The organism is Caenispirillum bisanense (assembly GCF_039523075.1).
In the GTDB taxonomy this organism is placed as follows: Bacteria; Pseudomonadota; Alphaproteobacteria; order Rhodospirillales; family Rhodospirillaceae; genus Caenispirillum; species Caenispirillum bisanense.
In genome coordinates this window covers 116,991-142,767 of the sequence record NZ_BAAAEP010000003.1, presented here as the reverse complement: position 1 = coordinate 142,767, position 25,777 = coordinate 116,991, and the positions used below count along the sequence as shown (strand labels likewise).

Here is a 25,777-nt window from a genome sequence, read left to right as displayed (position 1 = left end):
AGCCGCCCGCGCCGCCCGCCCCTCAGGCTGCCGCCAGATCGGCGGCCAGGATGCGGGCGTAGACGTCGCGGTCCACATTGCCGCCCGACAGCACCACCGCCACCTTGCGCCCCCGCATGGCGGCCCGTTCCTGCAGCAGCGCCGCCAGCGGCGCGGCGCCGGCGGCGTCAGCGATGTTGTGCGTGTCGGAGCAGTAGGCCCGCATGGCGGCGGCGATCTCGTCGTCGCTCACCTCGACGATCCGCTCCGCCCCCGCCCGCACCATGTCCAGCGCCGCCTGCGGCGGCTCGCGCACCGCCACCCCGTCGGCGAAGGTGTCCGCCGGACAGCCGGGCACCAGCCGCCCGGCCGCCAGCGAGCGGGCGAAGGCCGGGGCGCCGGCGGCGGTGACTCCGATGATGCGGGTGCGGCGGCCGAGCAGGTCGCGGGCCTGCATCAGCCCGCAGATGCCGGAGCCGGAGCCGACCGGCACATAGATCGCCTCCAGGTCCGGCACCGCCGTCATCAGCTCCAGCCCGTAGGTCGCCACCCCCAGCACCAGCTCCGGCCCAAACGCCGGCACCAGCCGCAGGCCACGGTCGGCCGCCAGATCGGCGGCGGCGGCGCGGGCGGCATCGAAGTCGGCGCCGGCCTCCACCACCTCCGCCCCCAGGGCGCGCATGGCGGCGTTCTTCTCGCGGCTGTTGCCGTGCGGCACCACGATGGTCACCGGCAGCCCCGCCTTGCGGCCGGCGAAGGCGAGGCTCTGGCCGTGGTTGCCGCGGGTGGCCGAGACGATGCCCGGACACCGGGGCTCCGCCGCCAGCAGGCGGTCGAGCAGCACGAGGCCGCCGCGCACCTTGAAGGCGCCGGTGGGGGTGTGGTTCTCGTGCTTCACCCACACCTCCGCCCCCACACGCTGCGCCAGCAGCGGCCACACAATCTGCGGCGTCGGCGGCACGCTGGGGCGGATCAACGCCGCAGCGGCGTGCAGTTCATCCAGGCTGAACAGGGGGGACATGGCAGGCTCCTTCAACGGGACGTTGACGCAGAGCCTGCCGCCGGGCATTGTCCGGCTCAATACATACATTGTCCGGGTCACAAGATTCCATGACCAGCGATGCCGCCGCCACCGCCTGGGTGCCCGACCTGACCGGCCGCAACCGGGTGAAGTATCTGGCGGTGGTGGAAGCCATCGCCGCCGCCGTTGCCGACGGCACCCTGAAGCCCGGCGACCGCCTGCCCACCCACCGCGACCTGGCGTGGCGGCTGAAGGTCAACACCTCCACCATCACCCAGGCCTACCGCGAGGCGGCGCGGCGGCATCTGGTTTCCGGCGAGGTCGGGCGCGGCACCTATGTGCTGGCCGACAGCGCCGAGGCCGCCCTGTTCGCGCTGAAGGAGCCGGCCGGCGAAAGCGGCGGCCCGGCGGGTGCGCCGGCGGTCATCGACCTGTCCACCAACATTCCCGCCGCCACCGGCGCCGACACCGACCTTGCCGCCACGCTGGCCGCCCTGGTGGCCGAGGATGCCACGGGCGGCCTCACGGCCTATCACCCGCCGGTGCTGCTGCGGCGGGCAGCGGTGGCCGGGGCGCGGTGGCTGGCGGAGCGGGGCCTGACCCTGCGGCCCGCCGACGTGCTGCCCTGCGCCGGCGCTCAGCAGGGGTTGCTGGAGGCGCTGCTCGCCCTGGCCGGGCCGGGCGAGACGGTGCTGGTGGAGGAGGTCACCTTCCCTGGCATGAAGGCGCTGGCCCGCCAGCTGCGGCTGAAGCTGCACCCGCTGCCGCTCGACCGCCACGGCATCACGCCGGAGGGGCTGGACGCCGCCTGCCGCCACACCAGCGCCCGCGTCGCCGTGCTGGTGCCGATCCTGCAGAACCCCACCGCCGCCACCATGGACGACGCCCGCCGCCACGCCATTGCTGATGTCGTGCGCCGCCACGCCCTGACGGTGGTGGAGGATGACGTCTACGGCGGCCTCACCGACACGCCGCCGCTGGCGGCGCTGCTGCCCGATCATGGCGTGGTGGTCAGCGGCCTGGCCAAGATCGGCGCGCCGGGCCTGCGCTTCGGCCTCATCGCCGGGCCGCCGCGCCTGCTCGCCCCCATCGCCGCCGAGGCCCACACCACCAGCTGGCCCATGAGCCCGCTGATGCTGGAAGTGGCCTGCCGCTGGCTCGACGACGGCACCATCCGCCGCCGTCGCGACGCTCAGCGGGCCGAGATCGCCGAGCGCCGCCGCCTGGCCGAGCGCCTGCTCGGCCGCGCCCTGCCGCCGTCGCCGCACCAATGGCTGCCGACGCCGGGCGATGCCGAGGCCACCGCCCGCGCTGCCCGCGTCGCCGGGGTGGAGGTGGTGCCGTCGGCCCTGTTCGCCGCCGGGCGGGAGCGGCCGGCAGCGGTGCGCGTCTCCCTCACCGCCGCCGGCAGCCGTCGCGATTTGGCTGTGGCGCTGGAGCGGCTGGCGCCGCTGCTGGCGCCGCCCCTGGCTGCCGGCGGCGCAGAACTTTGGTAAGGGCCCTACAGTCTCCGCACGGGACCGGCATAGCCATTTGCTCCGGCGTCCTCTCCCTCTCCCATGTTCATGAACAGCAACGGGACTGCCACAGTCGCAGGCGGATGGGGAAACGGATCTGGAGCGAAGACAAGCATGGCAAAGCCTAAGTCCACGCAGACGACGACACCTTTGTTCGACACCAACGGATTTACCTCGGCGCTGGTGGTTGATGCCGCCATTGCCTCGGAAATCTCCTACGGGCGCAATGATCTTGACTGGAACGCCCTGCAGGCGGACGGCTGGACCAACATCACCGACCAGTTGAGCTTCGCCAAGGGGTCGGTGGTCGACGGTTATTTCGTCAACCGCAACGCCGCCGGCATCGTGCTGGAAAAGGACGGCGTGCTGTTCGTCGCCTTCCGCGGCACCGATGTCGACAACCCGCTGCCGGACATGCTCAGCTACTGGCGGCTGGACGGCGCCGACATGACGGCCCGCTACTACGCCGACGTGGGCGCCATGATGGATGCCGCCATGGCCTATGCCGCCGCCTCGGACGAGGTGACGCAGGTGGTCGCCACCGGCCACAGCCTGGGCGGATCGGCGGTGGATGCGGCGCTGCGGGCCTATGGCGCCGATGCCTACCCGGAACTGCGCGGCATCACCTTCAACTCGCCCACCTCCGGCCTGCTGAACGACGGGCGCGAGCTGAACGTCGGCTATGCCAACGACATGATCTACGAGATCGTCGGCAACACCAGCGCCCCCAACGCCCTGCACAACCTCTACTACGCCATCCAGCCGGGCGAGCCGATGCCCGATCCCGGCACGGAAACCGACTACATCGCCCTGCTGTCGAAGGTGATGCAGGCCTGGACCTCGCCCGCCCACGACATCGCCCGCTTCCCCGACGCCCTGCAGGCGCTGGCCGACTCGCCGATCTACGACATGGTCGGGCGCAACGACGTGGTGGTGCTGGACGGCTCGCAGTATGCCGTGTCGCTGGACGCCATGGCCAAGCTGTCGCCGAGCTTCGACAAGGCCATGGCCGCCAGTTCCAAGGTCGGTCTCATCGGCCAGGGCGGCGACGACATCCTGGGCGGGTCGCGCTACAACGACGTCATCGACGGCGGCGCCGGCAACGACATCATCGTCGGCCTGGGCGGCAACGACACCCTGTGGGGCGGCGGCGGCGACGACACCTTCATCTTCGGCAAGGGCTTCGGCCGCGACGTCATCAAGGACTACGGACCCGGCGACGTGCTGTCGTTCCAGACCGGCCCGGCCGGAGGCGACTACCTGCCCGACCTGGCGGCGGTGAAGGCGTGGGTGGACAGCAGCCCGCAGGTGCGCGCCAGCTTCAAGAACGGCGACCTCACCATCTCCCTCGGCGGCCGCGACAGCGTGACCCTGGAAGGGGTGGCCAGCTGGGATGCCTTCGCCATGGTGTGACGCTCGGCGCCATCCGGCACCATGCGGAAGTGCCATCCGGCACCATGCGGAAGGGGCGGCCCCGGCGGGCCGCCCCTTTTCATTCACCCCGGCACGATGCGAGCAAAGATCTTCAGGCCGCCGCCGCCGCCTTGTCTTCGCGCCGGCTGCGCCGCACCGCCGCCAGGCCGATCAGGCCGGCGCCCAGCAGCGACAGGGTCATGGGCTCGGGGATCGGCTGCGGGCCGATGATGACGCCGCCGACGGTGATGCCGTCGAAGGCCAGACCCGACTGATAGGCGCTGTCGAGCACGTTGACGACGCCAAACTCCAGGTAGTAGGTGCCGCCCGCCAGGATCGAGTAGGTCGACTGCACCCAGCCGGTGAAGCCGCAGCCGGCGGCATAGCAGGTGCCCGAGGAGCCGCCCAGCGGCGACCACACCGGCGGACCGGCGACGATGGTGACGGTGGCCGGGTCGATGGTCGCCTCGATGGGCGGCATGCCGAAGCCGGGAACGGTGCTGCCGCCCGGCGTGGTGCGGGCCGTAAACAGCAGCGACACCGGCACCAGGGCCGAGTTCAGCAGCCGCGCCCAGGCATAATCGGAGAAGCCGGCACCGTCGGAGGTGACGTAGTTGAACGAGAACGCCAGCTCGTCGCCCGCCTCGGCGGTGAAGGCCACCGTGCGCAGGACCGAGCCGGTGCGCTCGCCGCCCAGGCCGAGGCCGACGCCGCTCACACCCTGGTTGCTGGACACCCAGCCGTAGTTGGTGGCGCCCGACGGCGGCGCCGTGACCACGCCATCGGCCGGCGAGGCGCCGCAGGTGCCGACGCACGACCAGCCGGAAGGAATGCCGCTGTCGAACACGCCCGCCGCCGCCTGGCCGGCGGAAACGGCCATGGCGCCGAGGGAGAAACAGGCAGCGGCGGCACTGACGGCCAACCGGTGGAATACCTTCATGGTGAAATCCCTTTCGCTCGTCCGAGCCCTTGCAGAGATGCCCGCCGCGGCCGCGACGGACCCGAAAGCCACCTTCGGCCGCCGCTTGAGCAAACGGCGGGCCATGTCAGGCAAGTCTCTGAAGTTGCAGGAATTTCGAACCGCAGGCGCGGCGGGTTAGGCCGGAAGGTGTAAGGCAGGGCGACAGCCGCCCGCCTTACCGCACCCCGCCCACCCCCGGCAGGCGCAGGTCCAGCGGCTGGAAGTCCACCCCCGCCGACAGGCCGAACAGGGTCACCTCCACCCCTTCCTCCGGCGCCAGCAGCAGCCCGGCCCAGCCGCCGAAGTTGACCATGACGCCACCGCCGCTGGGGGCGCGGGCGACGGGTGCGGTCCACGGCAGCCAGTTCTTGCCCACCGCGTTGGCCGGCAGGTCGAGGCCAAGCTCCGGCACCGCCCGCCCCACATGGGCGACGAAGGTGTTGCTGTTGGGGCCGGGGAAGATGGCGTAGCGGCCGTCGTAGGGGTAGCCCGCCACCGCCGCCTCGATGCGATCGATGAGCGCTTCCACCTCCGCCCCGCCGCGCAGGTCGACCAGCAGCTGCGGGCGGGAGCCGAACCACTCGGCATCGGGCGTCATGCGGTCGCTGACCACCCGGCCGCCGCCCCAGCCCAGCACCTCCCACCGCTGCCAGCGGTCGGCGCCGGTGCGCTTCACCGCGATCCACGGATGCACCCCGACGATGCCGCGCCACCCGAAGGCCGGCGCGGCATAGACCTGGATGACCGCGCGGCGCTCCGTTGCCGGATCGGGGGCCTGGCCGGTGGGCTCGCGGGTGGCGGCGTGCCACGGCACGTCGGGCACGCCGCGGCTGAGGGCGCTCATCCCGATGGGCAGCAGCATCAGCACCAGCAGCACCATCAGGGTGCGCACCGTCCTCCACACCAGCCTGAGCACCCGCCGCCGCCTCCCTGCCGCCGCCGCATCCGCTGCCTCCAAGGTGGGGAGCGAATGCGGCGGCGGGAAGGCGGGCCTGCACCTAGGGCAGGCGGTGGTCAGTGCAGGCGCAGCTCGGCGGTGGCGAGGCGCATCTCGGCCGGCGATATCAGGGCGCGGCTCGCCACCTGCACCGAATGCAGCCGGCCATCCAGGTTCTTCTGCCAGAAGTCCAGGAAGCGGCGCAGTTCCGGGTAGCCGGGGGCGAGGTCCAGCTCCTGCCAGATGTACTCCTGCAGCAGCGCGGGATGGTCCGGCAGGTGGTAGGTGATGCGGGCCGTGGTGAGGCGGTAGCCGGTCAACTGTTTGGCGAGAGCGGTCATGGCGGTGTCTCCGTCAGCGGCGATTCCCCGAATGACTTTTCCTGTTCCCGTTCAACGCCATGATGCCTGGACAGGCTGCCGCAAATCAAGGTATTCCTTTTATGATTCAATGCCTTAGCAGCACCTTGGCAGGAGTGCTGCCAAAAATCCGCATTCCCCCTCTTGACGGTTTTTCCGGTTTGATTAGATCTGTTGCCGCTCGCCGCCGCAGCGGGAGCACATTCAACCGTTAGCAGTCATTTGCTTGAACAAGGAATGACGGAGGCAACAGCCATGACTTTCCGGCCGCTCCATGACCGGGTTCTCGTTCGTCGCATCGAAGCCGACGAAAAGACCAAGGGTGGAATCATCATCCCCGACACCGCCAAGGAAAAGCCGCAGCAGGGCGAAGTGGTCGCTGCCGGCCCCGGCGCTCGGGCGGAAGATGGCAGCCTGCAGCCGCTCGACGTCAAGGTCGGCGACCGCGTGCTGTTCGGCAAGTGGTCGGGCACCGAGGTGAAGATCGACGGCGAGGATCTCCTGATCATGAAGGAGAGCGACATCCTCGGCGTCATCGAAGGCAGCGCGGCGACCGCCAAGGCCGCCTGACGCGCCCCCGGACCCAGACCCATCAAACGACGTTTCGGAGCATAGACCTATGGCCGCTAAGGAAGTGAAGTTTTCGGCGGATGCCCGCGCGCGCCTGCTGCGCGGCGTGGACATCCTGGCCGACGCGGTGAAGGTGACCCTCGGCCCCAAGGGCCGCAACGTGGTCCTCGACAAGTCCTTCGGCGCCCCGCGGGTGACCAAGGACGGCGTCTCGGTCGCCAAGGAAATCGAACTGAAGGACAAGTTCGAGAACATGGGCGCCCAGATGCTGAAGGAAGTGGCGTCCAAGACCGCCGATCTGGCGGGTGACGGCACCACCACCGCCACCGTTCTGGCCCAGGCCATCGTGCGCGAGGGCGCCAAGTCCGTCGCCGCCGGCATGAACCCCATGGACCTGAAGCGCGGCATCGACATGGCCGTCGCCGCCGTCGTCGCCGACGTCAAGGCGCGGTCGAAGAAGGTCTCCACCAATGCCGAGATCGCCCAGGTCGGCACCATTTCCGCCAACGGCGAGCGCGAGATCGGCGAGATCATCGCAAAGGCGATGGAAAAGGTCGGCAACGAGGGTGTGATCACCGTCGAAGAAGCCAAGGGCCTGGAGACCGAGCTGGACGTGGTCGAAGGCATGCAGTTCGACCGCGGCTACCTGTCGCCCTACTTCGTCACCAATGCCGAGAAGATGGTGGCGGAGCTGGAAAACCCCTACATCCTCATCCACGAAAAGAAGCTGTCCAGCCTGCAGCCGCTGCTGCCGGTGCTGGAAGCGGTGGTGCAGTCCGGCAAGCCGCTGCTGATCATCGCCGAGGATGTGGAAGGCGAAAGCCTCGCCACCCTGGTGGTCAACCGCCTGCGCGGCGGCCTGAAGGTCGCGGCCGTCAAGGCGCCGGGCTTCGGCGATCGCCGCAAGGCCATGCTGCAGGACATCGCCATCCTGACCGGCGGCCAGCTGATCAGCGAAGAACTGGGCATCAAGCTTGAGAGCGTGACGCTCGCCATGCTCGGCACCGCCAAGAAGGTGACGATCACCAAGGAAGACACCACCATCGTCGACGGTGCCGGCGCCCGTGCCGAGATCGAGGGCCGGGTGGCGCAGATCAAGGCGCAGATCGAGGAAACCACCTCCGACTACGACCGCGAGAAGCTGCAGGAGCGGCTGGCCAAGCTGGCCGGCGGCGTGGCGGTGATCAAGGTCGGCGGCGCCACCGAGGTCGAGGTGAAGGAGAAGAAGGACCGCGTCGACGACGCCCTGCACGCCACCCGCGCGGCGGTGGAGGAAGGCATCGTCGCCGGCGGCGGCGTCGCCCTGCTCTACGCCACAAAGGCGCTGGAAGGCCTGTCGCCGGCCAACGATGACCAGAAGGTGGGCATCGAGATCGTCCGCCGCGCGCTGCAGGCGCCGGTGCGCCAGATCGCCGTCAACGCCGGCCACGACGGCGCCGTGGTCGCCGGCAAGCTGCTGGAGTCCACCGACACCAACTGGGGCTTCGACGCCCAGACCGGCGAATACACCGACATGGTGAAGAAGGGCATCATCGACCCGACCAAGGTCGTCCGCACCGCGCTGCAGGACGCCGCCTCGGTCGCCGGCCTGATGATCACCACCGAAGCCATGGTGGCCGAAAAGCCGGAGCCCAAGTCCGCCGCCCCCGCCATGCCCGGCGGCGGCATGGGTGACATGGACTTCTGATCGCGGCGCGGACCCCGCGTCCGCTCCACCGCCGGTCAGGCAGCATCGGGGCCGCTCCGCCAGGGCGGCCCCTTCTGCTTGCGCGCAAGGCCCGCCGCCGGACACCGCCGGGGCAAAGGCAAGGGGCCCGGCGCTGCCGCCGGGCCCCTGCCCTGTCACCGTCGATATCGGTGGAGGGATCAGCCGCGCTTCTTGCCGAGGCCGATGTTCTCCAGCGCCTCTTCGATTTCCGGCAGGATGTCGGGATCGTCGATGGTCGGCGGCACCTTCACATCCTGGTTGTCGGCCATCTTCTGCATGGTGCCGCGCAGGATCTTGCCGGAGCGGGTCTTCGGCAGGCGCTTGACCACGATGGCCTGCTTGAAGGCGGCCACCGGGCCGATCTCGTCGCGCACCAGCTTGACCAGTTCCTTGACGATGTCCGCCTCGTCGCGGTCCACGCCGGCCTTCAGGCAGACGAAGCCGAGCGGCGTCTGGCCCTTGAGGTCGTCGGCAACGCCGATGACGGCGCATTCGGCCACGTCGGGGTGCTTGGCCAGCACCTCTTCCATGGCGCCGGTGGACAGGCGGTGGCCGGCGACGTTGATGACGTCGTCGGTGCGGGTCATGACGTAGACATAGCCGTCATCGTCGACGAAGCCGGCGTCGCCCGTCTTGTAGTAGCCGGGGTATTCCGACAGGTAGGCGTCGCGATAGCGCTGCTCGGCATTCCACAGGGTCGGCAGGGTGCCCGGAGGCAGCGGCAGCTTGCACACCAGGGCGCCGATCTGGGTCGGCGCCACCGGCTGATGGTCCTCGCCCAGCACCTGCACGTCCCAGCCCGGCATGGCCTTGGTCGGCGAACCGTGCTTGACCGGGAACAGCTCCAGCCCCTTGGGATTGCCGCAGATGGCCCAGCCGGTTTCGGTCTGCCACCAGTGGTCGATCACCGGCACGTTCAGCATCTGCTCGGCCCACTTCAGCGTCTCCGGGTCGGAACGCTCGCCGGCCAGATAGAGGGCGGTCAGGCTCTTGGTCGAGTACTTCTTCAGGAACTCGCCGTTCGGGTCTTCGCGACGGATGGCGCGGAAGGCGGTCGGCGCCGTGAACAGCACCTTGACGTTGTGTTCCTCGATCACCCGCCAGAAGGTGCCGGCATCGGGCGTGCCGACCGGCTTGCCCTCGAACACCAGGGTGGTGCAGCCGTGCAGCAGCGGCCCGTAGACGATGTAGGAGTGGCCGACCACCCAGCCCACGTCGGAGGCCGCCCAGTACACGTCGCCGGGCTGCACGTCATAGAGCGCGCCCATGGTGTACTTCAGCGCCACCGCATGGCCGCCGTTGTCGCGCACCACGCCCTTGGGCTGGCCGGTGGTGCCGGAGGTGTAGAGGATGTAGAGCGGATCGGTCGCCGCCACCGGCACGCAGGGATGCGGCGCGGCAGTGGCCATCAGGTCGGCCCAGTCGTGGTCGCGGCCCGGCTGCAGCTCGGCCCGGCACTGCTCGCGCTGGAAGACGATAACGGTGTCAGGCTTGTGCGCCGCCTGCCGGATGGCCTCGTCGACCATCGGCTTGTAGGCGACGGTGCGGTTGGGCTCCAGGCCGCAGGAGGCGGCGATGATCGCCTTCGGCTGGGCGTCGTTGATGCGGGTCGCCAGTTCATGCGCCGCGAAGCCGCCGAACACCACCGAATGCACCGCGCCCAGGCGGGCGCAGGCCAGCATGGCGACGACGCTTTCCGGGATCATCGGCATGTAGAGGATGACGCGGTCGCCCTTGCCCACGCCCTGCGCAGCCAGCGCGCCGGCAAAGCGCGACACCAGATCCTGCAGCTGGGAATAGGAGATGGTGCGCTTGGCGCCGGTGATGGGGCTGTCATAAATGACGGCCGCCTGCTCGCCGCGGCCGCCCTCGACGTGCCGGTCCACCGCGTTGTAGCAGGTGTTCAGCTCGCCGCCGGCGAACCAGCGATAGAGCGGCGCGTTGCTGTCGTCGAGCACCTTGTCCGCGGGCTTGGACCAGGTAATCTGCTTGGCGGCTTCCCCCCAGAAACCTTCCGGGTCCTTCAGCGAGCGCTCGTGGGCGGCTTGATACGGACTGGTCATGACCTGACTTCGTTCCTTTTTTGGTGACCTCTGCCTTTCCGGCCGGCGCCGGGACACCGGCCCATCGGAAGCCCCTCCGATGTGTGCGGGGAGTTTGCATCAATCGTTGCGCCAAGGAAAGGGCGCTTATGCATAAATGTTCACGCCGATGGGGTGAAGGATCAAGAAAATGTCGCTCGGTCCGACAATCGGAGTGCGTTCGGCGACTTGACGGCAAACGAAAAGGCCTCGCCGCCGCTGCGGTCGAGGCCTTCATCGAGTATGCCGCCACTGCCTCTCATTTGCGGGCTTCTGTGGCTGGCTGGCGCTCTGGGCGCTGAATTCACGGGGCGGCCGCGCCGGCCCGTCGGAACATCAGGTCTATGGTGTCTTCCGGGGAGTCTGCTTTCCCTCGCGAACCGGTTCCGCGCGCCCTCAGTGGCGCGACATGCGGGCCAGTTCGTCCTTTATCTTGAGCTTCTGCCTCTTGATGATGGCCACCATGGCGGTATCGGGGTTCGGCCGACGAACCTCCTCCTGCAGCTGAGCTTCCAGCGTCGCATGCTTGGTATTCAGAGCGTCGAACCGAGCGTCATAGCCCATGGCAAACCTCCGTCTTACCGATATGGTACGCCAACGATGGTACGCCATTCCGGGAACAGATTCCAGGCAATCTGTTAAACTGTTGTGACCGTATGACTTTCACATTATTACCCATACAGGCCGCTCGGACACAGCTTCATGAACACCATGACAAGACCCCGCGTAATTGTCGGAATAACCGGCGCCTCCGGCATCATCTTCGGCGTGCGGGCGCTGGAGATCCTGCGCGAGCTGGATGTGGAGACTCATCTGGTCATGTCCGAGGCGGCGGAGGTGACACTCGCCCATGAATGCGACATGAAGGTCGCTGCCGTGCGCGCCCTGGCCGATGTCTACCACCGCCATGGCGATCTGGCGGCGGCGCCGTCGTCGGGATCGTTCCGCACCCTTGGCATGCTGGTGGCGCCGTGCTCCGTCCGCACCCTGTCGGAGATCGCCGCCGGCACCGCCTCCAACCTGCTCACCCGCGCCGCCGACGTCACCCTGAAGGAGCGCCGCCGGCTGGTGCTGATGGTGCGGGAAACGCCGCTGCACCTCGGCCACATCCGGTCCATGGCGGCGGTGACGGAGATGGGCGCCATCGTGGCGCCGCCGGTGCCGGCGTTCTATTCGCGGCCGCAGACGCTGGACGACATCGTCAATCACTCGGTCGGCCGGGCGCTGGACCTGTTCGGGCTGGATGCCGGCGTGGTCCGCCGCTGGGGCGGCGGCTGAACGGACCGGACGGCCGGAGCCCCTCGCCCCGGCCGCCGCCCCGCCGTGCCGTGCCGTCAGATGCTCTCGCCGCCGCAGCAGTCGCGCGGGCTTTCCATGTCCTCGCCGAACTCGCCGCAGTAGATGCCGAGGCCGCGGGCGGTGTGGACCAGCGCGCCGTTGGGATCGAGCGAGCGCGGGCCGATAGTGACGCTGTCGAGCGGCACGTCGATGACGCTGCGGTCGCGCCACGCCACCATGCGGCCGAACTTGCGCTGCGCCACCAGGTCCACCGCATGGACGCCGAAGGCCGAGGCCAGCAGGCGGTCGTGCATGGACGGGGTGCCGCCGCGCTGGACGTGGCCGAGGATGGTGACGCGGGTTTCGGCGCCGGTCAGGTCGGCGATCTGCTGCGTCAGGTAGTGGCCGATGCCGCCGTAGCGCTGCTGGCCGCCGGTGTAGGACACGGTCGGCACGTCGCCTTCGGCCGTCTTGCAGCCTTCGGCCACCACCACCAGGGCGTGACTGCGGCCTTCGCCGTGCAGCACTTCCTTGATCTTGTCGGCCACGCCTTCCAGCGTGTAGGGCACTTCCGGGATCAGGATGACGTCGGCGCCGCCGGCGATGCCGGCGTTGAGGGCGATGTGGCCGGCATCGCGGCCCATCACTTCCAGGATCATCACCCGGTGGTGGCTGGCCGCCGTCGGCTGCAGGCGGTCGAGCGCTTCCGTCACCACGTTGGCGGCGGTGGAGAAGCCGACCGAGGTGTCGGTGCAGTGGACGTCGTTGTCGATGGTCTTCGGCACGCCGACCATGCCGATGTTGCCGGCCGCGCACAGCTTGGAGACGATGCGCATGCTGCCGTCGCCGCCGATGACCACCAGCGCGTCCAGACCCAGCAGCTTAACCCCCTCGACGAAATCGCCGGAGCGGTCGCGGCGGCTGCCGTCGGGCATGGGGAAGTTGAAGGGGTCGCCCTTGTTGGTCGTCCCCAGCATGGTGCCGCCTTCCCGCAGGTGATTGCCGGTGAAGAAGTGCATGTCCAGCGTGCGGTACTGCAGCGGCCGGTTCATCAGGCCCATGGTGCCGTCGACGATGCCGAACACTTCCCAGCCGTAGGTGCGGATGGCACGGAAGGCGGCGGCGCGGATCACCGCGTTCAGGCCGGCGCAGTCGCCGCCGCTGGTCAGCACGCCGATGCGTTTGATGGGCTTCGTCATGTCAGCACTGTCTCCCACGATGACCGCGATACTGCATACCTTTTTAGACCTGCATCTGGTAGTGTCAAAGGCGTTAAATCTTTTCAGGCCAGAGCATTATGATCGACGACGAGACCGAGCGCCTGCGCCTCCGCCTGACGGAGCTGAAACAGGAACACCGGGACCTGGATGACGTGATCGCGCGGCTTCTGGAGCGGGCGCCGTTCGATCAGCTGCAGATGCAGCGTCTGAAGAAGAAGAAGCTGAGCCTGAAAGACGAGATTTCCTACGTCGAGTCCAAGTTGCATCCCGATATCATCGCCTGAACCGCCCTCGCGGTTGCAGGCCGGGTGCCCCTTTCACGCCATCGCGTCGTCCAGACCCTGCCGCAGCCGGTCGTCGACCAGGGCGAGCGCGTGGGCCACGCTCATGTCGCCCCGCAGGCGCACCAGCCCGAAGCGCACCGCCAGCGGCAGCACCGCGTCGCTGTGCCGCGGCGGCCACGCCGACACCGCCTGACGCAGCCGCGCCGCCTTTTCCCGCACCGCCGCCTCGTCGGCCAGGGTGAGCACCACGCCCACCCCCGCGCCGCCCAGCGCCCCCACCACATCCGACTGGCGCACATGGGTCAGCAGCGTCTCCGCCACATGGCGCAGCGCCGTTTCCGCCGCATCCAGGCCCAGGCGCAGGTGCAGCTCCTCGAAATTCTCCAGGTAGAACGCCGCCAGCACCGGCGGCGGCGAGGCCGGATCGGCCCCCAGGCGGCCGATCAGCAGCCCCACCTCGCGCTCGAAGGCGCGGCGGTTGAGCACCGGCAGCACGGAGTCGCGGTCCGCCAGCCCCTCAAGATAAGCCTGCCGGCCCTCGCTCTGCTCCACCGCCCAGCGCAGGCGTTCGATCTCGGCCATCAGGTCGTCGATGACGCGGCGCACCGGCTCGGTCAGGTCGCGCGGCGGGATGCCGTGGATGGACAGGGTATCCTGCGGCTCCACCAGCGGCGTGCCGCCATAGGCGTCCACCGCCTGGCGAAAGGCGCGCCGACGGCCCTGCTGCTGCGGGTTGCCGCCGCCGTTCCACGACACCGGCGGCGACGGCGGCGGCCGGTTGATGTCAGCCATGTCAGTCCCCCTTCCCCGCTCGCCCCGCCGCGCCTTCGGCGGCGGTGACGATCACTCTAGCATCGGCGAAGTGGGGGCGCATCGGCCGACTTCCACCCCGCCGGCGCCGCATTCGCCCGGAAGCGGCCTTGCAGGGCCGGCGCGGCTGCCTATAATCCCCGCTTTCCGCGGATGCTGAAGCGAAAGGAAGCGCGCCATGGACGTCGGCATCATCATGGGCAGCCAGTCGGACTGGGAAACCATGCGCCACGCCGTCGACGTGCTGACGGAGCTTGGCGTCAGCCACGAGGTGAAGATCGTCTCCGCCCACCGCACGCCGCAGCGGCTGGTGGAGTACGCCACCACCGCCCGCGACCGCGGCCTCAAGTGCATCATCGCCGGGGCCGGCGGTGCCGCCCACCTGCCCGGCATGGCGGCCAGCATGACGCCGCTGCCGGTGTTCGGCGTGCCGGTGCAGTCCAAGGCGCTGAACGGCATGGACAGCCTGCTCTCCATCGTGCAGATGCCGGCCGGCGTGCCGGTGGGCACGCTCGCCATCGGCCGCGCCGGGGCCGTCAACGCCGGCCTGATGGCCGGGTCGGTCATCGCCCTCATGAACCCCGAGGTGGCGCAGAAGCTGGACGCCTTCCGCGCCCGCCAGACCGCCGCCGTCGCCGAAGCGCCCGTCGACGAGACCTGATCGCCATGACCACCTCCGCCTCGCGCTCCGCCCCGCTGCTGCCGCCGGGCAGCACCATCGGCATCCTGGGCGGCGGCCAGCTTGGCCGCATGACGGCGCTGGCCGCGGCGCAGCTCGGCTACCGCGTCCACATCTTCTGCCAGCACGATGACGAGCCGGCCGCCCAGGTGGCCGCCGCCGTCACCTGCGCCGCCTTCGACGACGAGGCGGCGCTGGCCGCCTTCGCCGCCGCCGTCGACGTGGTGACCTACGAGTTCGAGAACATCCCGCTGGCGCCGGTGACCTTCCTGGCCGCCCGCGTGCCGGTGCGGCCGGGCGCCCATATCCTGGAAACCGGCCAGGACCGCCTGCGCGAGAAAGCCTTCTTCAACGGCATCGGCATCGCCACCGCCCCCTGGCGGGCCGTCCACAGCCTTGCCGACCTGGAGGCCGCCGTCGCCGACCTCGGCCGCCCGGCGGTGCTGAAGACCGCCCGCATGGGCTACGACGGCAAGGGCCAGGTGAAGGTCGACGCCGGCTGCGACCTCGCCGCCGCCTGGGCGTCGCTGAAGACCGACGCCGCCATCCTGGAAGGCTTCGTCGACTTCGAGCGCGAGATCAGCGTCATCGTCGCCCGCGGGCTGGACGGCCATGTGGCGCCCTATGACCCGGTGGAGAACGTCCACGTCCACCACATCCTCGACACCACCATCGCGCCGGCGCCGATCACCGGCCCGCGCGGACGCAAGACGCTGGTGGACGCCGTCGCCGTCGCCCGCAAGGCGGCGGAGGCGCTGGAACTGGTGGGCCTGCTGGCGGTGGAGATGTTCGTCACCCGCGACGGCCACGTGCTGGTCAACGAGATGGCGCCGCGACCCCACAACTCCGGCCACTGGACCATGGACGCCTGCCTGACCGGCCAGTTCGAGCAGCTGGTGCGCGCCGTGTGCGGCTTGCCGCTCGGCAGCCCGCTGCGGCGCTGCGACTGCCGCATGAAGAACCTCATCGGCGACGATGTCGCCCTGTGGCAGGGCGCCATGTCCGACGCCACCGCCCACGTCCACCTCTACGGCAAGGCGGAGACGCGGCCGGGGCGCAAGATGGGGCACATCAACTACCTGCTGCCGCTGTCGGACGATGGCCATCACGGGTGATGCCGTCGCCCTGCCCAAGCCCGGCCGCGCCCTGAAATCGGCGCGGCTGCTGCTGCGGCCGCTGCGGGTGGATGATCTGGCGGAGATGCAGCGCTATGCCGTCGACCCGGCGTTCTGGCGCTGGCTGCCGCTACCGCCGCTGACCGCCGGGGCGGTGGCCGAGTTCCATGCCGCCCGCATGGCCGACGCCGATGCCCCCGACCGCTGGCTGTGGGCCATCGAGCCGCTGGCCCTGCAGCGCATCTGCGGCACCATCGAACTGCGCACCCGCGACGCCGCAAACGCCGCCGCCGACATGGGCTGGGGCCTGGATGCCGGGCAGCAGGGCAAGGGCTACATGACCGAAGCCGCCGCCATGGTGCTGCGCTTCGCCCTGTCCGACGACGCCGGGTTCGAACGGGTGTGGGCGGTGGCCGACGTCGACAACGAGGCTTCCTGGCGGGTGATGGAGCGTATCGGCATGCGGCGGGAGGGCACCCTGCGCCGCCACGCCTGCCGCCGCGGCGAATGGCGCGACGATCACCTCTATGCCGCCGTGCGCGGCGACGTGCTGCCGGCCCTGTAGGGCGCCCTCAGTCGGCCGCCGACCGCAGCGCCGCCAGGGTGCGGGCGAGCGGCAGGTAGAGCGCGTCGGGCAGCGCCCGAGTCGCCTTCAGCTGGCCGGCGATCTCCCGCGGCACCAGGATCTCGAAGCTGTCGCAGGCCAGCCCGCGCACGATCTCCCGCGCCGCCCGCTCCGGCGAGATGGCAAAGGGCATGGGCGAGCGCACGCCGACGGTCAGGCGCGTCTTCACGAACCACGGATTGATGACCGACAGGCGGATGCCCTCCCCCCGCAACTCGGCATAGAGGCTTTCGCACAGGTTGATGAGCGCCGCCTTGCTGGGCCCGTAGGATGCGAAGCCGGGAAAGCCGCGGTAACCGGCCACAGACGCCATCACCCCGATGCGGCCGTGGCGGCGGCGGCGGAACGGCGGCAGCACCGCATCCAGGCAGTTCACCGTGCCCTCGTAGTTGACCGCCATCACCTGCGCCGCCGTCTCGGCGGAGAAGCTGGCGGCATCCATGGGCACGTCGGTGCCGGCGACGAACAGGGCGAGGTCGAGGGGGCCGAGGTCGTCCTCGACGCGGCCGGCGACGGCGCGGCAGGCGGCAAGGTCGGTGACGTCGAGGGGGTAAGGGCGGATGTCGCCGCCGGCCCGCGCCGCCTCCTCGTGCAGGGCCAGCAGGGCGCCTTCCGACCGCGCCGAGGCGGCCACCCGCGTTCCGGCGGCCGCCAGCCGCAGGGCGGTGGCGCGGCCGATGCCGGAACTGGCTCCGGTCACCCAGGCGATGGCGTACATGGCGGCTCCTCTGGCGGCGTGGCAGGTCTTCTACCTACGCGCCGGAGGTCGCCGGGGATGACGGGAGCCCTTACAGGCTGCGGAACTTCGGCTTCGGCACCCGCGGCAGGCGGGGCATCAGGCGCAAGGGGTTGGGCAGGCGGCCGAGGGTCTTGCGCACCCGCCCGGTCATGGCCGGCACGGCGCCGACGGTGCGGAACTGGCGGTCGAGGAAATCCCAGGTGTCGGCGAAATCGTCCGACTTGTCCTCGAACCAGTACAGCAGCGTGGTGGAATAGACCGGCGCCAGGGTGGCGCGCTTGGTGTACCACGAGAAATCGGCGCTGTGATCGCCCGCCGCCCGCCACAGGGCATCCACCGTGCGGCCCGTCATGCGCAGGCCGGTGGCGGTGTATTGCGGCAGGGCGAGCATGGCGACGGCGCGGCGAATCGACTCGCGCTCGCCGGTCCAGCGCTGCAGCCGCAGCTGGATGCCGCGCTTGAGGCGGGAGGCGGTGTGCAGGCCGGAGAGGTCCTCCGCCGCCATGTCCGCCGCCATCAGGCGGTCGGCGAGGTCGGAGAAATGCTCCACCGCCTCGATCACCCCGCCGGGGAACAGCCGCTCGGCCGCGCCGGCGCCGAGTCCCTCGTCCTCGCAGGCGTGGCGCAGGGTCTTCATGCTCCAGCCGTCGAACGGCACGTGGATGAGGGCGCGCTCCACCACGCGGTCGCGGGACTCGGTGAGATCCATGGGTCAGGGTCCTTTCGTCGCGCCTGGGCCGGTCAGCCGGCCTCGTCCTGGTCGTCATCATCTTCGTCGGCGGCGGTGGCCGGCTCCACCGCGCCGCGCTTCATCTCGTCCACGAACCCGAAGGTCGTCAAGTCGCGCATGCGCATCGGGTAGAGGGTGCCGTCGAGATGGTCGCACTCATGCTGTACGACGCGGGCATGGAACCCGGATGCCTCGCGGTCGATCTCGCCGCCGGCCGGGGTGACGCCGCGGTAGCGGATGCGGCTGAAGCGGGGCACCAGGCCGGTCATGCCGGGCACCGACAGGCAGCCTTCCCAGCCGTCGGCGGTGGCCTCGTCCAGCGGCTCGATCACCGGGTTTATGAGGGTGGTGAGCGGCACCGGGCGGCCGTCCTCGCTGCGGCCGGCGGGCACGTAGAACACCACCACCCGCAGCGGCACATGCACCTGCGGCGCCGCCAGCCCGACGCCGCCGGCATCGGCCATGGTCTCTTCCATGTCGCGCACTAGGCGGGCGATTTCGGGGGCGGTGGGGTCGGGAACCTCGGCGGCGCGGGTGCGCAGCACCGGGTGACCCATCTTTGCGATTTTCAGAATGGCCATGACTGTACTATGCTCGCCTCCGCGCAGTCCGTAAACAGGGCCCCTGCCCGCGGACCCACCATGATAATGCCTGCACCCCCTTCACAGATCGGTGCGGTGCTGTTATTATTTGCGCCCTTCGGTCAGGAAAACCGATCCGCGGCTGGCGCCGCCCTTTGGTGCTGCCAGGCCGCGACTTAGTGTTTTTGGAAAGGAGATGGGGTTCCGTGCAGGTTCTCGTTCGTGACAACAATGTCGATCAGGCTCTGAAGGCGCTCAAGAAGAAGATGCAGCGTGAGGGCATCTTCCGTGAAATGAAGCTCCGCCGTTCCTTCGAGAAGCCCTCGGAGAAGAAGGCGCGCGAGAAGGCCGAGGCCGTCCGCCGCGCCCGCAAGCTGGAGCGCAAGCGCCTGGAGCGCGAGGGCTTCTAAGCACCTGCCGATACCAGCCGCCCCGGCGCCCGGCGCCACCGGCGGCTGATACAGCATACATCTCCGACCGATCTGGCGTGCCCGGGTTTCAGACCCAGGCGCGCCGTCGGCGTTCTGGGATGTACAGAGGGGATTATAGATGCCCCGAAACAGGCTCCGGCATCCTCCCGCGATGCATCGGGACTAACGGAGCATCCTGCCCTTCTGACGTTGCGCAGTCGCCGAGGTCAGACTCCGCGCCCCGCGTACCCTGATCGACGAGCGCCGAAGGCAGGGCCGGATCTGACGCAATTCCCGGTCGCCATGACGACTGCACGACGCTTACGGGCACTGCAACCACCGAGGTGGGACGCCACGTTCCACTTTGCCAGGATCCGATGAAGAGCCCAGCGCCGGGGCGTTCCTTGCCCGGTCCTCACGGCGGCTGCAGCGGCCCCAGCATAGGCTTGGAAGATGCTTCACCTCAAGATCGGATGCCTGCCACCACTCACTAGGTGACGACGGGCGCATTTACCTTCCGCCCATCTGTATCGGCATCGGCAGCAGCCTCGTGGCGCCCCCTTCAGAACTCCTGACACACCACAGCCATCCGGCGCAGCGAAACCTTCCCCAGCCTTGCGCAGGTTGTCGCCGCCCCTGGCGAGACATGCAGAGGGGCATGTCACAACGTATAAATCCCCCGGTCGCGGAACTGCTGGCGGCAGGCTTCGGTCGTCTCCAGCGTCGGCACCGGGGTGTCGGCCAGGGGATAGGGCAGGCCCAGTTGCTGCCATTTGTGGGCGCCCATCTGGTGGAAGGGCAGCACTTCCACCCGCTGCACCACCGGCCCCAGCGAGGCGACGAAGTTGGCCAGGCGGGCGATGTCGGCGGTATCGTCGCTCCAACCCGGCACCAGCACGTAGCGGATCCACATCGCCTTGCCCAGGTCGGCCAGCCGGCGGGCGCAGTCCAGGGTCGGCTGCAGCTCCTGCCCGGTCAGCAGGTGGTAGCGGTCGGGGTCGCTGTGCTTGATGTCGAGCAGGACCAGATCGACGGCATCGAACCAGTCGTCCTCCACCTCCGCATGGAGGAAGCCCTGGGTGTCGAGGGCGGTGTGCAGGCCGTGCTCGTCCTTCAGCCGCCGCAGCAGGCGGCCGACGAAGGGCGCCTGCATCAGCGGTTCGCCGCCGGAGACGGTGACGCCCCCGGCCGCCCGCAGGAAGCCGGCGTAGCGGGCCGCCTCCGCCACCGCCTCGTCCAGGCTGAGGCGGCGGCCGTTGTGCAGCTTCCAGGTATCCGGGTTGTGGCAGTAGACGCAGCGGAACAGGCAGCCGGACAGGAAGTAGACGAAGCGGATGCCGGGTCCGTCCACCGCCGCCCCGGTCTCCACCGAATGCAGCCAGCCGTGGTCGGGGTCGTGGTGCAGCGCCTGCGACAGGTGCGCTGCCGCGTGGTGCAGGTCGTGCATGGCCGCCGCCTCCGTCACATGCTGGCGTGGAAGGTGCGGTTGATGACGTCCAGCTGCTGTTCCCGCGTCAGCTTCACGAAGTTCACCGCATAGCCCGACACCCGCACCGTCAGCTGCGGATAGAGTTCCGGGTGCTCCATGGCGTGGACCAGGGTGTCGCGGTTGAACAGGTTGACGTTGACATGGAAGCCGCCGGCACCGCCATAGGCATCCAGGCAGTTCACCAGGTTCTCCGCCTGCTCCTGCGGCGAATGGCCGAGGGAGGCGGGCGTTGCCGAGGCGGTCCAGCTGATGCCGTCGAGGGCGCAGGCGTAGGGCAGCTTGGCCACCGACGCACCAGCGGCGATGAAGCCCTTCACGTCACGGCCGTTCATGGGGTTGGCGCCGGGGGCGAAGGGCTCGCCGGCGCGGCGGCCGTCGGGGGTGCTGCCGGTCTTCTTGCCGTAGACGACGTTGGAGGTGATGGTCAGCACCGACTGGGTCGGCACCGCCTCGCGGTAGAAGTGCGGCTGCGCCGCCACCTTCTTCATGAAGGTCTCGGTCAGCCAGACGGCGATGGAATCCGCCCGGTCGTCGTTGTTGCCGTAGGCCGGATAGTCGCCCTCCACCCGGTAATCCACCGCCAGACCGGCCTCGTTGCGGATGACGTGGACGCGGGCGTGACGGATGGCCGACAGGCTGTCCGCCGCCACCGACAGGCCGGCGATGCCGCAGGCCATGGTGCGCAGGATGTCGCGGTCGTGCAGCGCCATCTCGATGCGTTCGTAGGCGTACTTGTCGTGCATGTAGTGGATGGCGTTCAGCGCCTTGACGTAGGTATGCGCCAGCCAGTCCATGGTGCGGTCGAGCTTCGCCACCACCTCGTCGTAGTCGAGCACGTCGCCGCTGATGGGGCTGAGGCCGTGGGCGACGGTCTGGCCGGTATTCTCGTCGACGCCGCCGTTGATGGCGTAGAGCAGCGCCTTGGCCAGATTGGCGCGGGCGCCGAAGAACTGCATCTGCTTGCCGATGCGCATGGCCGAGACGCAGCAGGCGATGCCGTAGTCGTCGCCCCAGTGCGGCCGCATGAGGTCGTCGTTCTCGTACTGGATGGCGCTGGTATCCACCGACACGCGGGCGCAGAAGGTCTTGAAGCCGCGCGGCAGGCCGGTGCTCCACAGCACCGTCAGGTTGGGCTCCGGCGCCGGGCCGAGGTTGTAGAGGGTGTTGAGGAAGCGGAAGCTGGTGCGGGTGACCAGCGGCCGGCCGTCCTCGCCCATGCCGCCCAGGCATTCCGTCACCCAGGTGGGATCGCCCGAGAACAGCTGGTCATAGTCCGGCGTGCGCAGGAAGCGCACCAGCCGCAGCTTGATGACCAGATCGTCGATCAGTTCCTGCGCCTGGTCCTCCGTCAGCCGGCCGGCCAGGCGGTCGCGCTCGATGAAGATGTCGAGGAAGGTGGAGACGCGGCCGAAGGACATGGCGGCGCCGTTCTGTTCCTTCACCGCCGCCAGATAGGCGAAGTAGGTCCACTGCACCGCCTCGTGCGCCGTCGCCGCCGGGCGGGAGATGTCGAAGCCATAGCGGGCGGCCATCTGCCGCAGTTCGTCCAGCGCCCGCCACTGTTCCACCAGTTCCTCGCGCAGGCGGAGGACTTCCTCGGTGAAGACGGCGTCGTCCAGCTCGTGGTATTCGCGCTCCTTGTCGGCGCGCAGGGCATCGACGCCGTACAGCGCCACCCGCCGGTAGTCGCCGATGATGCGGCCGCGGCCGTAGGCGTCCGGCAGGCCGGTGATGACGCCCGACTTGCGGGCGGCCAGGATGTCCGGGCTGTAGACGTCGAAGACACCCTGGTTGTGGCTTTTGCGGTACTTGCTCCAGATCTCCTTCACCGCCGGGTCCAGCTCGAACCCATAGGCGTGCAGGCCGGCTTCCACCATGCGGACGCCGCCGTTGGGCATGATGGCGCGCTTGAGCGGCGCATCGGTCTGCAGGCCGACGATGATCTCGCGCTCGCGGTCGATGTAGCCGGGCTCGTGCGCCAGGATGGACGACGGCCGGTCGGCCGACACCGCCAGCACCCCGCGCGCCCGTTCCTCCTTCAGCAGGTCCGCCAGCCCCTGCCACAGGGCGGTGGTGCGGGCGGTGGCGCCGGCCAGGAAGGCGCCGTCGCCGTCGTAGGGGGTGTAGTTGCGCTGGATGAAGTCGCGGACGTCGATGCGATCCTGCCACGGCCCGGCCTGAAAACCGGTCCAACCGCGGGTATCAGCCTGCATGCTCATCACACTCTCCCAGTTTCCCCGCCTTGGTCCGACGTGTCCCCCCGTCAGTTCGTCCGTGCACTATAGCACCACTCGGTTAGGCAATGGTTACGGGCCGCCGTTCCCCTGCCGCATGTCAGACGAGAGCAGGAGTGGGGGCACAGGGTGAGCGGCGGATGACAGCCGAAGACGCTGCCCTCCCCCCCCTGGCGGCGTGCGCTCCCAGTACCGCGCGGACCGATAATCCTGTACACTTCACACGCGGCGATTTCCGCCGCCCATGCGCGAGCGCCCCAGTGCTGCCATTTCCCCGGCACCCGCTCGCGTGGCTCTAGGCCATTGTGAAGATAGAAAAACCTGCTCCGTTCAGCGTTTGACCGGCGGAGCAGACATGGTATGGTATCGTAACGACTGCCACCCGCTCGCGGCGGACCCGGCAGCCCCTTGGCGCAACGGGCAAAACCCCGCCCGCCGCCTCCCCGGCCCAACCGCCGGGGCCTCATTGAAGCCGAGGGGACCGCCACGGCCGGCGACTACGGGACCGCCACGGCCTCCCCGGCCCAACCGCCGGGGCCTCATTGAAGCAGCAGATCGGCCGAGGCGGTGTACGGCTTCTTCGTGTCGGCCTCCCCGGCCCAACCGCCGGGGCCTCATTGAAGCCATATGCCGCGGGTTGACGCAAGCATGGTGGCGGCAGACGGCCTCCCCGGCCCAACCGCCGGGGCCTCATTGAAGCTGGTCAATACGCCGATGGGCCGTCGGACACGGACCGCCTCCCCGGCCCAACCGCCGGGGCCTCATTGAAGCAACAAGGTTCGGCGCACGCTGGTCTTCCGGGTGGTGTCGCCTCCCCGGCCCAACCGCCGGGGCCTCATTGAAGCAACTGCAGGAGGTCAGACCATTGCCGGGAACCCTAATGCCTCCCCGGCCCAACCGCCGGGGCCTCATTGAAGCAACTTCATGGCCGACCCGGACCCCGACCTGGGCCACGCCTCCCCGGCCCAACCGCCGGGGCCTCATTGAAGCGGGCAGCGGGCGGCCTACTGGCTGTACCAGAACCACCCGCCTCCCCGGCCCAACCGCCGGGGCCTCATTGAAGCCCGATTAATCAGGGCATGGCACAGGCAGCTTTCAGCATGGCCTCCCCGGCCCAACCGCCGGGGCCTCATTGAAGCGGGTCGGTGGAAGCGTCAGGCGCGTCAGCCAGGAGGCGCCTCCCCGGCCCAACCGCCGGGGCCTCATTGAAGCTGGTCATCGCCGTATGGCTGGCAGATGCGCTGGTGCGCAAGCGGGCCTCCCCGGCCCAACCGCCGGGGCCTCATTGAAGCGAGGTCGGTCGCTCTGCTGTTGCGGCGCGCGATGTCTGCCTCCCCGGCCCAACCGCCGGGGCCTCATTGAAGCACCGCGAAGGCGGACGCGACGACGCCGAGCGCCTGTGTCAGCCTCCCCGGCCCAACCGCCGGGGCCTCATTGAAGCGAGCCCGATGACCGGCTCTATCAGATCGAACCGATCAGGCCTCCCCGGCCCAACCGCCGGGGCCTCATTGAAGCGAGGCCATCAAGGCGCGCCGCAAGGTCATTACCAACCTGCCTCCCCGGCCCAACCGCCGGGGCCTCATTGAAGCCAGGTCAGCGAGATGACGGCGACGACGTAGTTGGCGAGGCCTCCCCGGCCCAACCGCCGGGGCCTCATTGAAGCCGCATGATGATGGCCGACGTGCAGCTGCCGGACGCGGTCGCCTCCCCGGCCCAACCGCCGGGGCCTCATTGAAGCATACGCGATCATGGGGCACTGCGATGAACCCTCACGACACCGCCTCCCCGGCCCAACCGCCGGGGCCTCATTGAAGCGGCCGCGCTGCCGCTGCACGACCTGCTGCACCTGCTGGAGCCTCCCCGGCCCAACCGCCGGGGCCTCATTGAAGCAAGCTGAAACTCGAAGAGGCTAACCCCGGTGAGGTAGGCCTCCCCGGCCCAACCGCCGGGGCCTCATTGAAGCAGCCGAAGTGCTTGCAGCCTTCAGCTTGCCGAACTGGCCTCCCCGGCCCAACCGCCGGGGCCTCATTGAAGCCGGGTGAAGCACATGCACCCGCCGTTCACCCCGGACAGGCCTCCCCGGCCCAACCGCCGGGGCCTCATTGAAGCCGTGACCGTCCTGCGCGCCCTGACGCCCATTGCCCACGGCCTCCCCGGCCCAACCGCCGGGGCCTCATTGAAGCAGGGAGTGTGCAAGTGTGCACTTCGGATGACCGATAATTGCCTCCCCGGCCCAACCGCCGGGGCCTCATTGAAGCTCCTTGAAGCGGAAATCGGCCTTCAGGCGCCGCAGGAGCCTCCCCGGCCCAACCGCCGGGGCCTCATTGAAGCGCGTTGATCGGCGCCCTGTAGACCTCGCGGGCCAGGGCCGGCCTCCCCGGCCCAACCGCCGGGGCCTCATTGAAGCGCCGGATATGAGTCGAGTCCATCGTAGATGGAGGATGGGCCTCCCCGGCCCAACCGCCGGGGCCTCATTGAAGCTTGGAGTGGTTGGCGCGGGCGTCGCCGAGGAAGTCGATCAGCCTCCCCGGCCCAACCGCCGGGGCCTCATTGAAGCAGGGTCTGGATGGCCCGAAACGGCTCACGGGTTCTGGGCCTCCCCGGCCCAACCGCCGGGGCCTCATTGAAGCTGTTTACCCTGACGGTTTCGAAGGACTGTGGACGAAGCCTCCCCGGCCCAACCGCCGGGGCCTCATTGAAGCGTCACGACGAGGCGGCCGGCCTTCAGCGCCGGCACAATGCCTCCCCGGCCCAACCGCCGGGGCCTCATTGAAGCTTCGCAAAACCGTGCCCGCTATACCGTCTCACGCGGCGGGCCTCCCCGGCCCAACCGCCGGGGCCTCATTGAAGCGGCGGCTGCATCCCGCAACTGGCGTGCGCGACGCCTGCCTCCCCGGCCCAACCGCCGGGGCCTCATTGAAGCGTCTGTTTGGGAGTGTAGCATCAAGATCGGCGGTGTAATGCCTCCCCGGCCCAACCGCCGGGGCCTCATTGAAGCGGCGGCTGCATCCCGCAACTGGCGTGCGCGACGCCTGCG

23 protein-coding genes and 1 CRISPR repeat array are annotated in these 25,777 nt (G+C 69.5%); of the genes, 10 read left to right on the top strand and 13 right to left on the bottom strand.

The window, feature by feature from the left end; genetic code table 11:
• Positions 1 to 22 precede the first annotated feature (22 nt).
• The gene (locus ABD056_RS03390) at positions 23 to 1,000 is read right to left on the bottom strand and encodes a threonine dehydratase (protein WP_343864415.1); all 978 of its coding nucleotides are present in this window, start codon (positions 998 to 1,000) and stop codon (positions 23 to 25) included.
• Positions 1,001 to 1,089: 89 nt separating this feature from the next.
• On the opposite strand from ABD056_RS03390, the gene ABD056_RS03385 reads away from it, so the two are divergent.
• Together ABD056_RS03385 and ABD056_RS03380 are read left to right on the top strand one after the other, a co-directional pair.
• Positions 1,090 to 2,496, top strand: coding sequence for an aminotransferase-like domain-containing protein (locus ABD056_RS03385; protein WP_343864413.1), 1,407 nt, complete (start codon positions 1,090 to 1,092; stop codon positions 2,494 to 2,496).
• 135 nt (positions 2,497 to 2,631) lie between these two features.
• Positions 2,632 to 3,930 carry a hypothetical protein gene (locus ABD056_RS03380; RefSeq protein WP_343864411.1) on the top strand — a complete coding sequence of 433 codons (1,299 nt, stop codon included), beginning with the start codon at positions 2,632 to 2,634 and terminating at the stop codon, positions 3,928 to 3,930.
• A 112-nt stretch (positions 3,931 to 4,042) separates the two neighbouring features.
• Here the strand turns inward: ABD056_RS03380 and ABD056_RS03375 are convergent, their stop codons facing one another.
• The 3 genes from ABD056_RS03375 to ABD056_RS03365 form a co-directional block, all read right to left on the bottom strand.
• Positions 4,043 to 4,870 (bottom strand): NF038132 family protein, encoded by an 828-nt coding sequence (locus tag ABD056_RS03375; RefSeq protein WP_343864409.1) that lies wholly within the window; start codon positions 4,868 to 4,870, stop codon positions 4,043 to 4,045.
• Between the two features lie 196 nt (positions 4,871 to 5,066).
• Complete coding sequence (locus ABD056_RS03370; protein ID WP_343864407.1) at positions 5,067 to 5,807, bottom strand: DUF3750 domain-containing protein; 741 nt, start codon at positions 5,805 to 5,807, stop codon at positions 5,067 to 5,069.
• A 98-nt stretch (positions 5,808 to 5,905) separates the two neighbouring features.
• On the bottom strand, positions 5,906 to 6,169 hold the full coding sequence (locus ABD056_RS03365; RefSeq protein WP_343864405.1) for an usg protein: 264 nt from the start codon (positions 6,167 to 6,169) through the stop codon (positions 5,906 to 5,908).
• Positions 6,170 to 6,442: 273 nt separating this feature from the next.
• On the opposite strand from ABD056_RS03365, the gene groES reads away from it, so the two are divergent.
• Positions 6,443 to 6,757, top strand: a complete 315-nt coding sequence (groES, locus tag ABD056_RS03360) for a co-chaperone GroES (RefSeq protein WP_343864403.1) — start codon at positions 6,443 to 6,445, stop codon at positions 6,755 to 6,757.
• Between the two features lie 49 nt (positions 6,758 to 6,806).
• A complete protein-coding gene (gene groL, locus ABD056_RS03355; protein WP_343864401.1) occupies positions 6,807 to 8,444 on the top strand; it encodes a chaperonin GroEL in 1,638 nt (545 codons plus the stop codon).
• A 179-nt stretch (positions 8,445 to 8,623) separates the two neighbouring features.
• Here the strand turns inward: groL and ABD056_RS03350 are convergent, their stop codons facing one another.
• Both ABD056_RS03350 and ABD056_RS03345 read right to left on the bottom strand, forming a co-directional pair.
• The gene (locus ABD056_RS03350; protein ID WP_343864399.1) at positions 8,624 to 10,585 is read right to left on the bottom strand and encodes a propionyl-CoA synthetase; all 1,962 of its coding nucleotides are present in this window, start codon (positions 10,583 to 10,585) and stop codon (positions 8,624 to 8,626) included.
• A gap of 357 nt (positions 10,586 to 10,942) precedes the next feature.
• Entirely contained in the window at positions 10,943 to 11,110 is a 168-nt protein-coding gene (locus tag ABD056_RS03345; RefSeq protein WP_343864397.1) for a YdcH family protein, read from the bottom strand.
• Between the two features lie 138 nt (positions 11,111 to 11,248).
• On the opposite strand from ABD056_RS03345, the gene ABD056_RS03340 reads away from it, so the two are divergent.
• Positions 11,249 to 11,824, top strand: coding sequence for a UbiX family flavin prenyltransferase (locus tag ABD056_RS03340; RefSeq protein WP_343864395.1), 576 nt, complete (start codon positions 11,249 to 11,251; stop codon positions 11,822 to 11,824).
• 56 nt (positions 11,825 to 11,880) lie between these two features.
• Here ABD056_RS03340 and ABD056_RS03335 read toward each other — a convergent pair whose 3' ends face one another.
• Positions 11,881 to 13,023 (bottom strand): ATP-dependent 6-phosphofructokinase, encoded by a 1,143-nt coding sequence (locus ABD056_RS03335; RefSeq protein WP_343864393.1) that lies wholly within the window; start codon positions 13,021 to 13,023, stop codon positions 11,881 to 11,883.
• Between the two features lie 98 nt (positions 13,024 to 13,121).
• On the opposite strand from ABD056_RS03335, the gene ABD056_RS03330 reads away from it, so the two are divergent.
• Complete coding sequence (locus tag ABD056_RS03330; RefSeq protein WP_343864391.1) at positions 13,122 to 13,328, top strand: YdcH family protein; 207 nt, start codon at positions 13,122 to 13,124, stop codon at positions 13,326 to 13,328.
• A 33-nt stretch (positions 13,329 to 13,361) separates the two neighbouring features.
• Here ABD056_RS03330 and ABD056_RS03325 read toward each other — a convergent pair whose 3' ends face one another.
• A complete protein-coding gene (locus tag ABD056_RS03325) occupies positions 13,362 to 14,120 on the bottom strand; it encodes a GGDEF domain-containing protein (protein ID WP_343864389.1) in 759 nt (252 codons plus the stop codon).
• A gap of 196 nt (positions 14,121 to 14,316) precedes the next feature.
• On the opposite strand from ABD056_RS03325, the gene purE reads away from it, so the two are divergent.
• The 3 genes from purE to ABD056_RS03310 are packed head-to-tail and all read left to right on the top strand — an operon-like array spanning position 14,317 to position 16,497.
• Positions 14,317 to 14,799: a 5-(carboxyamino)imidazole ribonucleotide mutase gene (gene purE / locus ABD056_RS03320; protein WP_343864387.1), complete on the top strand. Its 483-nt coding sequence runs from the start codon at positions 14,317 to 14,319 to the stop codon at positions 14,797 to 14,799.
• Between the two features lie 5 nt (positions 14,800 to 14,804).
• Positions 14,805 to 15,932 carry a 5-(carboxyamino)imidazole ribonucleotide synthase gene (locus ABD056_RS03315; RefSeq protein ID WP_343864385.1) on the top strand — a complete coding sequence of 376 codons (1,128 nt, stop codon included), beginning with the start codon at positions 14,805 to 14,807 and terminating at the stop codon, positions 15,930 to 15,932.
• The gene (locus ABD056_RS03310; RefSeq protein ID WP_343864383.1) at positions 15,916 to 16,497 is read left to right on the top strand and encodes a GNAT family N-acetyltransferase; all 582 of its coding nucleotides are present in this window, start codon (positions 15,916 to 15,918) and stop codon (positions 16,495 to 16,497) included. The genes ABD056_RS03315 and ABD056_RS03310 overlap by 17 nt, the downstream gene beginning before the upstream one ends.
• 7 nt (positions 16,498 to 16,504) lie before the next feature.
• On the opposite strand, the gene ABD056_RS03305 is transcribed toward ABD056_RS03310, so the two are convergent.
• From ABD056_RS03305 to def, 3 genes are all read right to left on the bottom strand, one after another.
• On the bottom strand, positions 16,505 to 17,275 hold the full coding sequence (locus ABD056_RS03305) for an SDR family NAD(P)-dependent oxidoreductase (RefSeq protein ID WP_343864381.1): 771 nt from the start codon (positions 17,273 to 17,275) through the stop codon (positions 16,505 to 16,507).
• A 70-nt stretch (positions 17,276 to 17,345) separates the two neighbouring features.
• The gene (locus ABD056_RS03300; protein WP_343864379.1) at positions 17,346 to 18,005 is read right to left on the bottom strand and encodes a COQ9 family protein; all 660 of its coding nucleotides are present in this window, start codon (positions 18,003 to 18,005) and stop codon (positions 17,346 to 17,348) included.
• A 32-nt stretch (positions 18,006 to 18,037) separates the two neighbouring features.
• Positions 18,038 to 18,607, bottom strand: coding sequence for a peptide deformylase (gene def, locus ABD056_RS03295; RefSeq protein WP_343864377.1), 570 nt, complete (start codon positions 18,605 to 18,607; stop codon positions 18,038 to 18,040).
• A 206-nt stretch (positions 18,608 to 18,813) separates the two neighbouring features.
• Between def and rpsU the strand changes: the two genes are divergently transcribed.
• A complete protein-coding gene (gene rpsU, locus ABD056_RS03290; RefSeq protein ID WP_009542764.1) occupies positions 18,814 to 19,017 on the top strand; it encodes a 30S ribosomal protein S21 in 204 nt (67 codons plus the stop codon).
• A gap of 661 nt (positions 19,018 to 19,678) precedes the next feature.
• Here rpsU and pflA read toward each other — a convergent pair.
• Together pflA and pflB are read right to left on the bottom strand one after the other, a co-directional pair.
• Positions 19,679 to 20,464: a pyruvate formate-lyase-activating protein gene (gene pflA / locus ABD056_RS03285; RefSeq protein ID WP_343864372.1), complete on the bottom strand. Its 786-nt coding sequence runs from the start codon at positions 20,462 to 20,464 to the stop codon at positions 19,679 to 19,681.
• A 14-nt stretch (positions 20,465 to 20,478) separates the two neighbouring features.
• A complete protein-coding gene (gene pflB, locus ABD056_RS03280; RefSeq protein ID WP_425545002.1) occupies positions 20,479 to 22,725 on the bottom strand; it encodes a formate C-acetyltransferase in 2,247 nt (748 codons plus the stop codon).
• Positions 22,726 to 23,177: 452 nt separating this feature from the next.
• Positions 23,178 to 25,738: a CRISPR direct-repeat array (repeat unit 36 nt; unit sequence GCCTCCCCGGCCCAACCGCCGGGGCCTCATTGAAGC).
• Positions 25,739 to 25,777 lie beyond the last annotated feature (39 nt).

Excerpts from the sequence above, each read along its gene's own strand:
- ABD056_RS03390 (WP_343864415.1), bottom strand. The coding sequence starts at position 1,000 with ATGTCCCCCCTGTTCAGCCTGGATGAACTGCACGCCGCTGCGGCGTTG.
- ABD056_RS03385 (WP_343864413.1), top strand. The coding sequence starts at position 1,090 with ATGACCAGCGATGCCGCCGCCACCGCCTGGGTGCCCGACCTGACCGGC.
- ABD056_RS03380 (WP_343864411.1), top strand. The coding sequence starts at position 2,632 with ATGGCAAAGCCTAAGTCCACGCAGACGACGACACCTTTGTTCGACACC.
- ABD056_RS03375 (WP_343864409.1), bottom strand. The coding sequence starts at position 4,870 with ATGAAGGTATTCCACCGGTTGGCCGTCAGTGCCGCCGCTGCCTGTTTC.
- ABD056_RS03365 (WP_343864405.1), bottom strand. The coding sequence starts at position 6,169 with ATGACCGCTCTCGCCAAACAGTTGACCGGCTACCGCCTCACCACGGCC.
- groES (WP_343864403.1), top strand. The coding sequence starts at position 6,443 with ATGACTTTCCGGCCGCTCCATGACCGGGTTCTCGTTCGTCGCATCGAA.
- groL (WP_343864401.1), top strand. The coding sequence starts at position 6,807 with ATGGCCGCTAAGGAAGTGAAGTTTTCGGCGGATGCCCGCGCGCGCCTG.
- ABD056_RS03345 (WP_343864397.1), bottom strand. The coding sequence starts at position 11,110 with ATGGGCTATGACGCTCGGTTCGACGCTCTGAATACCAAGCATGCGACG.
- ABD056_RS03340 (WP_343864395.1), top strand. The coding sequence starts at position 11,249 with ATGAACACCATGACAAGACCCCGCGTAATTGTCGGAATAACCGGCGCC.
- ABD056_RS03335 (WP_343864393.1), bottom strand. The coding sequence starts at position 13,023 with ATGACGAAGCCCATCAAACGCATCGGCGTGCTGACCAGCGGCGGCGAC.
- ABD056_RS03330 (WP_343864391.1), top strand. The coding sequence starts at position 13,122 with ATGATCGACGACGAGACCGAGCGCCTGCGCCTCCGCCTGACGGAGCTG.
- ABD056_RS03325 (WP_343864389.1), bottom strand. The coding sequence starts at position 14,120 with ATGGCTGACATCAACCGGCCGCCGCCGTCGCCGCCGGTGTCGTGGAAC.
- purE (WP_343864387.1), top strand. The coding sequence starts at position 14,317 with ATGGACGTCGGCATCATCATGGGCAGCCAGTCGGACTGGGAAACCATG.
- ABD056_RS03315 (WP_343864385.1), top strand. The coding sequence starts at position 14,805 with ATGACCACCTCCGCCTCGCGCTCCGCCCCGCTGCTGCCGCCGGGCAGC.
- ABD056_RS03310 (WP_343864383.1), top strand. The coding sequence starts at position 15,916 with ATGGCCATCACGGGTGATGCCGTCGCCCTGCCCAAGCCCGGCCGCGCC.
- ABD056_RS03305 (WP_343864381.1), bottom strand. The coding sequence starts at position 17,275 with ATGTACGCCATCGCCTGGGTGACCGGAGCCAGTTCCGGCATCGGCCGC.
- ABD056_RS03300 (WP_343864379.1), bottom strand. The coding sequence starts at position 18,005 with ATGGATCTCACCGAGTCCCGCGACCGCGTGGTGGAGCGCGCCCTCATC.
- def (WP_343864377.1), bottom strand. The coding sequence starts at position 18,607 with ATGGCCATTCTGAAAATCGCAAAGATGGGTCACCCGGTGCTGCGCACC.
- pflA (WP_343864372.1), bottom strand. The coding sequence starts at position 20,464 with ATGCACGACCTGCACCACGCGGCAGCGCACCTGTCGCAGGCGCTGCAC.
- pflB (WP_425545002.1), bottom strand. The coding sequence starts at position 22,725 with ATGAGCATGCAGGCTGATACCCGCGGTTGGACCGGTTTTCAGGCCGGG.